Here is a 7,469-nt window from a genome sequence, read left to right as displayed (position 1 = left end):
GAAGTTGCCGAGGCCGCCGCAGACGTTGACCGCCTGGGAGGTGACCGAGCCGGCGGCGTCGGAGGCCAGGTAGCCGACCATGGCGGCGACCTCCTCGGGGGTGGAGTAGCGGCCGAGCGGGATCTTGGCCTGGAACCGCTTGAGGATCGTCTCCTCGTCGGTGTCGTACGCGGCCGCGTAGCCCTGCCGTACGCGCTGCGCCATCGGTGTCTCCACGTAGCCGGGGCAGACGGCGTTGACGGTGATCCCGGTGGGGGCCAGCTCGTTGCCGAGCGCCTTGGTGAAGCCGACGACGCCGTGCTTGGAGGCGGAGTACGGGGCGCCGAGCACGACGCCCTGCTTGCCCGCGGTGGAGGCGATGTTGATGACGCGGCCCCACGACTTGTGCCGCAGGCCGCCGGTGGTGAGAACCTCCCGGGTCATGCGGAAGACACTGGTGAGGTTGGTCTCGATGACGTCGAGCCAGAGCTCGTCGGCGATGTCGGCGGTGACGCCGCCGCCGCTGCGGCCGGCGTTGTTCACCAGGACGTCGACGCCGCCGAAACGGTCGACGGCCGCCCGCACGAAACGGCGTACGGAGTCCCCGGAGCGCACGTCCAGGGCGCTGCCGTCCACCTCGGCGCCCTCGGCCTGGAGTTCCTTGACGGTGGCGGTCACACCGTCCGCGCCGCGCGCGCCGATGTACACCCGCAGGCCCTGGCCGGCGAGTTGCCGGGCCGAGGCCAGGCCGATGCCGCTGGTGGCGCCGGTGACGAGAGCGACCCGCTGCTGCTGAGACATGCTGGTACCCGCTTTCCCTGGTGCGTCGTGGAGTGCGTCGTGGAGTGTCGTGCGGCCGTGCGGAGGGGACGGCCGTGCGGGGGCCGCCGGGCGCGCGGCGGTCCGGCGGCGGCGGTCCGCGCGGGCAGGCGCCTCGGCAGGCTCTGGTCGGGAGGGTCAGACGGCGTCGGCCGGCATCGACAGCCGGGCGTTCACCGCGTCGATCAGGCGCCGGGGAGTGGCGCCGTCGGTGAGCTCCTGGTCGTCGAGCGTGATGCCGTACTCGCGTTCGATCCGGCCGCCGGTCTCCAGCAGCGCCAGCGACTCGTATCCGAGCTCGTCGAAGCCGAGGTCGAGGATCTCGCCGTCGAGGTCCACGGTCTCGGCCGCGCCCGCCCCCTCCAGCAGAATCCGTTTGAGGTCGTCGAGGGTGAAGCGTCGGGTCCCCATGGGATGGCCCTGCCTTTCGCGTGTCCGTGGTGGTCGGTGTCGGAGGTGTCCGGTGGGTACTGCGCGGCGGATCGAGGGGGACCGGGGGCGCCGGACGTCCGGACGTCAGGCCGCGCGCACCAGCAGCGCCGAGTTGAAGCCGCCCTCGCCCCGGGCCAGCACCAGCGCGGAGCGCACCGGTGCGGCCCGCCGCTCCACGACGAGGTCCAGGCCGTGCCCGGGCGCGGGGTCGACGTGGACCGTCGGCGGGATGAGGCCGGCGTCGATGGACAGCAGCGCGGTGGCCAGATCCAGCGGGCCGGCGCCGGAGTACAGGCGGCCGGTCATGGTCTTGGGCGCGGTGACCGGCACCCCGCGCGGTCCGAAGACGGCGCCGATCGCCGCGGCCTCGGCCCGGTCCAGCTCGGGTACGGCCGCCGCGTCGGCGAAGACCACGTCGACGTCGCCGGGATCGGCCGCCGCGTCGGCCAGCGCCAGCTCGATCGCCCTGCGCAGGCCCGGTTCCCGCCCGCTGCCCGGCCGCGGGTCGAAGGTGGCGCCGTAGCCGGCGATCTCCCCGTACCGCCGGGCCCCGCGCCGGCGTGCGGACTCCTCGGATTCCAGCACCACGATCGCACCGCCCTCGCCGGGCACGTGGCCGGCCGCCGCCGCGTCGAACGGCAGGTACGCCCGGTCGACGCACTCGACGGTGCTCAGCCGCCCACCGGCCAGCTGGGCCACCCACCCCCAGGGGCAGATGGAGGCGTCGATCGCGCCGGAGACGACCAGCCGGGTGCCCCGCCGGATCTGCCGACGGGCCTGGGCGACGGCGTCCAGGCCCCCGGCCTGGTCGCTCACGACCACGCTGCTGGGACCCTTCATCCCGTTGCGGATCGAGATCTGCCCGCTGTTGACGGCGTAGAACCAGGCGAACGACTGGTACGCGCTGACGTACCGGCTTCCCTTGCTCCACAGCGCCTCCAGCTCGCCCTGGCCGAACTCGAAACCGCCCGAGGAACTGGCGGTGACGACGCCCATGTCGAAGGCCGGCAGCTCGTCCGGGCGCACGTTCGCGTCCGCCAGCGCCCAGTCCGTCGCCGCCAGCGCCAGCCGGGTCATCCGGTCGGTCTGGGGGAGCAGGCGGCTGGGCAGGTGGTCCTCCGCGGTGAAACCCGGGATCTCACCGGCCAGCTTGGCCGGGTAGCCCGCGGGGTCGAAGCGGGTGATCCGGCCGATACCGGACTTGCCGCTGCGGGTGTTTCCCCAGTAGTCCGCGGCGCCCAGGCCGTTGGGCGCCGCGATGCCCAGACCGGTCACCACCGCCCTGGCGGTCATGCCGCTCTCCTCTCCGGCCGGGCGAGCACCATGGCGCNACCACCGCCCTGGCGGTCATGCCGCTCTCCTCTCCGGCCGGGCGAGCACCATGGCGCTCTGGAAGCCGCCGAAGCCGCTGCCGACGGTCAGCACCGCGTCGGTGCGCTGCTCGCGTGCGGTCAGCGGCACGTAGTCCAGGTCGCACTCGGGGTCGGGCGTGTGCAGGTTGGCGGTCGGCGGCACCAGCGAGTGCTCCATCGCCAGTGCGGAGGCGGCGATCTCGATGGAGCCGATCGCGCCGAGGGAGTGGCCCACCATCGACTTGATGGAGCTGACCGGGGTGACGTGGGCGTGCTTGCCGAGGCTCCTTTTGAACGCGGCGGTCTCGTGCCGGTCGTTCTGCTTGGTGCCCGAGCCGTGTGCGTTGATGTAGTCGATCTGCTCGGGATTCATCCGCGCCTCGTCCAGCGCGACCCGGATGGCCTCGGCCATCTCCGCGCCGTCCGGGCGCAGACCGGTCATGTGGTAGGCGTTGCTGCGGGTGGCGTAGCCGGCGATCTCGGCGTAGATGTGCGCGTCCCGTGCCCGTGCCCGCTCCAGCTCCTCCAGGACGAACACCGCGGCGCCCTCGCCGAGGACGAAGCCGTTGCGGGTGCCGTCGAAGGGCCGGGAGGCGGTGCTCGGGTCGTCGTTGCGGGGGGTGGTCGCCTTGATCGCGTCGAAGCAGGCGAGGGTGATCGGGGAGATCGGCGCGTCGGACGATCCGGCGATCATGACGTCGGCCGATCCCTCGCGGATGAGGTCGGCCGCGTAGCCGACCGAGTCGATGCCGGAGGTGCAGCCGGTGGAGACCACCGTGCTGGGGCCCTGCGCGTCCACGGCCCAGGCGACCTCGGCGGCGAAGGAGCTGGGCACCAGGTAGTCGTACAGGTGCGGCACGGCGTAGGCGTGGTCCACCAGGTGCAGGCGGCCGCCGTCGCTGACGACCCGGTACTCCTGGTCCAGGCCCATGGTGGCGCCGACCGCGCTCCCGACGGTCACGCCGACCCGGTACGGGTCGAGCGCGGTCAGGTCCGCGCCCGAGTCGCGCACCGCGCCCCGGGCGGCGACCACGGCGAGCTGCGCGGCCCGGTCCATCCGCCGGATCTCCTGGGGGCTGAGTCCATGCGCCTCCGGGGCGAAGTCGATCTCGGCGGCGACGCGGGAGCGGAACGGCGAGGGGTCGAAGAACGTGATGCCGCGGGTGGCGGTGCGCCCGTGGCTGATCAGATCCCAGAAAGCGCCGGCTCCGACCCCGCCGGGGGCCAGGACGTCGATTCCGGTGACCACGACGCGGCGGCCGGTCATGCACCGGCCTCCCAGGTGTAGAAGCGGGTGGCCATGGCGTCGGCGGGGGAGCGCCAGGTGGCCGGGTCGTAGGCCTCGATGTACGGCTTGAGGTCCTGGCTGATCCGGACGAACCGCTCGTCGGTCTTGGCCTGCTCGATCAGGGCGCCGCCGTTGTCGGCGTCGAAGTCCTGGAGGTGGAAGTACAAGCCCCGGTAGTGGAAGAGCTGACGCCGGCGGGTGCCCATGAGGTGAGGCATCTCCGTCCTGTCGAATCCGGCGAAGATCTGCGCGACGTCCGCGTCCGACTCCGGCTGCATCCGGGCCACGATCAGAGTGCTGTGCATGAATTCTCTCCTTCGGATCTTCGCGCTCTCGGGCCCGCGGGGGCTTGTCGGTGGGACCGGTCCTGTGCGGCGGTGGTCCGTCCGTCCGCCCGGCCGGTTCCCGGTCGCCCGCGAAAGCGGATCGCGGTGCCGGGAGCGGACGGGAAGTTCGGTCCGGGGTTCGCCGTCGATGCGGAACTCGCAGGCGCGGTTCGGCGCGACGGCCCCTCCTGCCGGACGGGGATATCGGCCGGCTTCCATGATTGATCCCCTGCCGGACCCTGTTCAAGGTTCTCCTATTCAGTCTTCGGTCGGGAAATGCAGGGCTGGAGAGGATTTGTCGGCACTTCGCCAGGACGATGTCAGAAAGCTGTCAGACCGCGAGACCGCACCCCGTGACACCAGCCCGTGGGCAATGCACGAAAAAGGGCGGGCTCCGCTTTGCGGAGCCCGCCCGTATGGCGGTGCCTATTCCTGGCGGCGACCGGTGGCGTCGGGCGCCGGTCCGTTCCCGCCGATTTCTCTCGGCGTTCTGTTCCGTCCGTCAGATGTGGCCGAGCCGGAATCCGACGCCTCGGACGGTGATGATCCAGTCGCTTCCGCCGAGTTTGGCGCGAAGGCTGCTGACGTGCGTGTCGACGGTGCGTCTGGACCAGGAGTCGCCCCAGACCTGTTGCATTATCCGCTTGCGCGGAATGACTGTTCTCGGATGGGAGGCGAGCAGACAGAGCAGGTCGAACTCCTTGCGGGTCACGTCGACCTCACGGCCTTCCAGGCTGACCTCGCGCAGGCCCACGTCGATGCGGAGGGACCCGTGCGAGATCACCTTCGCGGTCTGCGGCTTGGCTTGAACCCGGCGCATGACCGCCTCCATGCGGGCGATCAGCTCCCGGCACCCGTAGGGTTTCACCACGTAGTCGTCCGCGCCGGCCTGCAGGCCGAGCACCCGGTCCAGCTCGCTCCCCCACGAGGTCACCGCGATCACCGCCACGTCCGACAGCGTGCGGATGCCCCGGCACACCTCCAGGCCGTCGATGTCCGGCAGCTCGAAGTCGATCAGGACGATATCGGCGCTCTCGTGCGCCTGCAGGGCCGCCGAGCCGGTATGAACCCCCTTGACCTGGTGACCGTGCCGGCCCAGTTCCGCCCGGAGGGTTTCCAGGGCCCCCTGGTCCTTCTCTACTACCAGGACGCGCCAGGACCCCGACGCACTCTGCAGAAAGTCTGACCCGCGGAGATCGGAAGCTGTGATGTGCTGACTCATAACTCCCCCATTAATGATCCGCTCAACTGGACGCACGGTTCAAGCCAACGCATGTAACCCTACAAACATGCCCGCCGGTTTGTCAATAAATCGCCAGGCGCGTGAATGCGAATCAATGTGTCCTGAGATCGATGTGGGAGCTGCGGGTCGTGCGTCGAAGTCTGCCGACGCTCCGGGGGGTTGGCTCGTCTTTGCGGGTGCGGCCGAGTTATCCGCGGTGCTGCCACATTTCTTACTTCCGCCGTGCTTACTCCCTGGATAGCGCCTCCGAACAGGGGCTTCCCGGATCGCGCGCCCCGCCGGAAGATCTAAGGGAACCTCCGGTCTGTTAAAGGCGGCCGCGGAGCGGGACGGAATGAGGCAGTCGGTGTGTACGTTCCGAAAAATTCAGGCCACTGGCGGAAAGTAGGCAGAACGGGTGTGCGGCCGCGGCGGCCCGCGGCGTGCGCGGCCGGTGGTTCACCCGCCCACGCGCCACCGGGCAAGATCACCGGCTCGGCCCGCCACGCGATGGACACCGCTCCTCCGGCAACGGTAAGTTGAGCCCTATCCAAGGGAATTGGTCTCGTCCGGCAGGTGCCCGAGCCGCCCACTCCACGCGTACCGGCCCGGCCCTGCGATCGGGATGCTCGCTACCCGGGAGGGATGCAGTCGGATGGACAGCGAAGTCGAGGTGGCCCCCGTCCCGCATCCCGAGGAGGCATGCCCGATCGGCCCGGTGGTCGAGATCGTGTTCAGCAGGTGGACCACGCCGATTCTGTGGACGCTCCACGCGTGCGGCAGGCAGCGTTTCGGGGAGCTTGAGCGCCGGATCGTGACGATCACACCCAAGGTGCTGACCGACACGCTGCGGAAGCTGGAGCGCGACGGGCTGGTCGTGCGCACCTCGCACCCCGGGGTGCCGGCCCGGGTCGAGTACGAGATCAGTGAGCTGGGGCGCAGCTTGGCGGGGGTGTTCGAGGTGCTCGCGAACTGGTCCGAGGACAACCTGGAGAAGGTCCAGCAGGCCCGGCTCGACTACGAGGACCGCACACTCGTCCGCGTGCGCCGCTGAGACGCGCCCGCGCCGGCGCCCTGCGCGTTCGACGGGGAGCCGCGCGGTCGGCGACCCGCCCCGCGGGCGTGCGGACACACGCCTCGCCCCCTGCTCCCCGGACGGCGGCGGGGGAACAGGGGGCAGGCTCTACCGGGCGGCGGCCGCCGCGAGCTAGACCCGCGTGGTCTCGATCAGCCAGGTCGGGACGTGGATCTGGCCCTTGTCGTCGGTGTTCGGAACGACGTTGAACTGCTTGAGGAACACGTCCATGATGGATTCCACCCCCGAGAAGGTGCCCATCTCCATGCTCGTGATCTCCCATCCGCCGTCGCGGATGGACGCGCGCAGCGTGTCGTCCGGTACGGACATGGGGGCCGGCATCCCTCCCGGGACGTCCGCGAAGACCAGCATGTTCAGCCAGGCGCCCTCCTTGGTGACCCGGTGGAGGGCTTCGAGGTAGAGCCGCCGGTCGTCGGCGTCCAGGACGTGGTAGAGCGCGCTGTCGAGCACCGAGTCGAAACGGTTCTCGTACCCGGCCAGTTCGGTCGCGTTCGCGACGAAGAACTCAATGTCGAGCCCCTTGTGCCGCTCCTTGGCCTGCCTGATCGCGCTCGACGAGGCGTCGAACGCCGCGACCTTGTGGCCGCGTCCGGCGAGATAGGCGGCGTTGTCGCCGAGGCCGCACCCCGCGTCGAGAACCGTCCCCCGGAAGCGGCCACGGCGCTCGAACTCGACAGCCCCGGGCTGGGGCTCCTCGACGTCCCAGGGAACACCCTTGGTGATCAGCCCGGGCACGAGCTCGCCGCCGTCGTACACGATGTTGAAGTCGACGGAGCCGAGGTCCACGTCCACGCCATGCTGCTCGCTCATTCGTGTCTCCTTTGCTGTTGAGAGATCCGGACTCGCGTGTTCTGGAAACCGCCGCGCGGCTTCGTGCCGCGCGCCGGTGGAAAGTGCGCCGAGAGGGGCCACAACGGTGTCACGGGCGTCGAGTCATGCTGGACCGCACCGCTCG

General features: G+C 70.6%; 8 protein-coding genes. 1 reads left to right on the top strand and 7 read right to left on the bottom strand.

The window, feature by feature from the left end:
* The 6 genes from RKE29_RS10565 to RKE29_RS10540 form a co-directional block, all read right to left on the bottom strand.
* The coding region (locus tag RKE29_RS10565; RefSeq protein ID WP_312004886.1) for an SDR family NAD(P)-dependent oxidoreductase at nucleotides 1-780 on the bottom strand (780 nt) is incomplete at its 3' end.
* Nucleotides 781-936: 156 nt separating this feature from the next.
* Nucleotides 937-1,209, bottom strand: a complete 273-nt coding sequence (locus RKE29_RS10560) for an acyl carrier protein (protein WP_312004885.1) — start codon at nucleotides 1,207-1,209, stop codon at nucleotides 937-939.
* A 105-nt stretch (nucleotides 1,210-1,314) separates the two neighbouring features.
* Entirely contained in the window at nucleotides 1,315-2,523 is a 1,209-nt protein-coding gene (locus tag RKE29_RS10555; RefSeq protein WP_312004884.1) for a ketosynthase chain-length factor, read from the bottom strand.
* Between the two features lie 54 nt (nucleotides 2,524-2,577).
* Complete coding sequence (locus tag RKE29_RS10550) at nucleotides 2,578-3,849, bottom strand: beta-ketoacyl-[acyl-carrier-protein] synthase family protein (RefSeq protein WP_312004883.1); 1,272 nt, start codon at nucleotides 3,847-3,849, stop codon at nucleotides 2,578-2,580.
* The gene (locus RKE29_RS10545) at nucleotides 3,846-4,175 is read right to left on the bottom strand and encodes a TcmI family type II polyketide cyclase (RefSeq protein ID WP_312004882.1); all 330 of its coding nucleotides are present in this window, start codon (nucleotides 4,173-4,175) and stop codon (nucleotides 3,846-3,848) included. The genes RKE29_RS10550 and RKE29_RS10545 overlap by 4 nt, the downstream gene beginning before the upstream one ends.
* Before the next feature lie 523 nt (nucleotides 4,176-4,698).
* Nucleotides 4,699-5,418, bottom strand: a complete 720-nt coding sequence (locus RKE29_RS10540) for a response regulator transcription factor (RefSeq protein ID WP_312004881.1) — start codon at nucleotides 5,416-5,418, stop codon at nucleotides 4,699-4,701.
* Nucleotides 5,419-6,073: 655 nt separating this feature from the next.
* Here RKE29_RS10540 and RKE29_RS10535 point away from each other — a divergent pair.
* Nucleotides 6,074-6,472: a helix-turn-helix domain-containing protein gene (locus RKE29_RS10535; RefSeq protein WP_312004880.1), complete on the top strand. Its 399-nt coding sequence runs from the start codon at nucleotides 6,074-6,076 to the stop codon at nucleotides 6,470-6,472.
* A 153-nt stretch (nucleotides 6,473-6,625) separates the two neighbouring features.
* Here the strand turns inward: RKE29_RS10535 and RKE29_RS10530 are convergent, their stop codons facing one another.
* Nucleotides 6,626-7,324 (bottom strand): class I SAM-dependent methyltransferase, encoded by a 699-nt coding sequence (locus tag RKE29_RS10530; RefSeq protein ID WP_312004879.1) that lies wholly within the window; start codon nucleotides 7,322-7,324, stop codon nucleotides 6,626-6,628.
* Nucleotides 7,325-7,469: the final 145 nt, after the last annotated feature.

This window comes from Streptomyces sp. B1866 (genome assembly GCF_031932565.1).
Taxonomy (GTDB): domain Bacteria; phylum Actinomycetota; class Actinomycetes; order Streptomycetales; family Streptomycetaceae; genus Streptomyces.
This window is presented reverse-complemented; position numbering and strand designations above follow the sequence as displayed.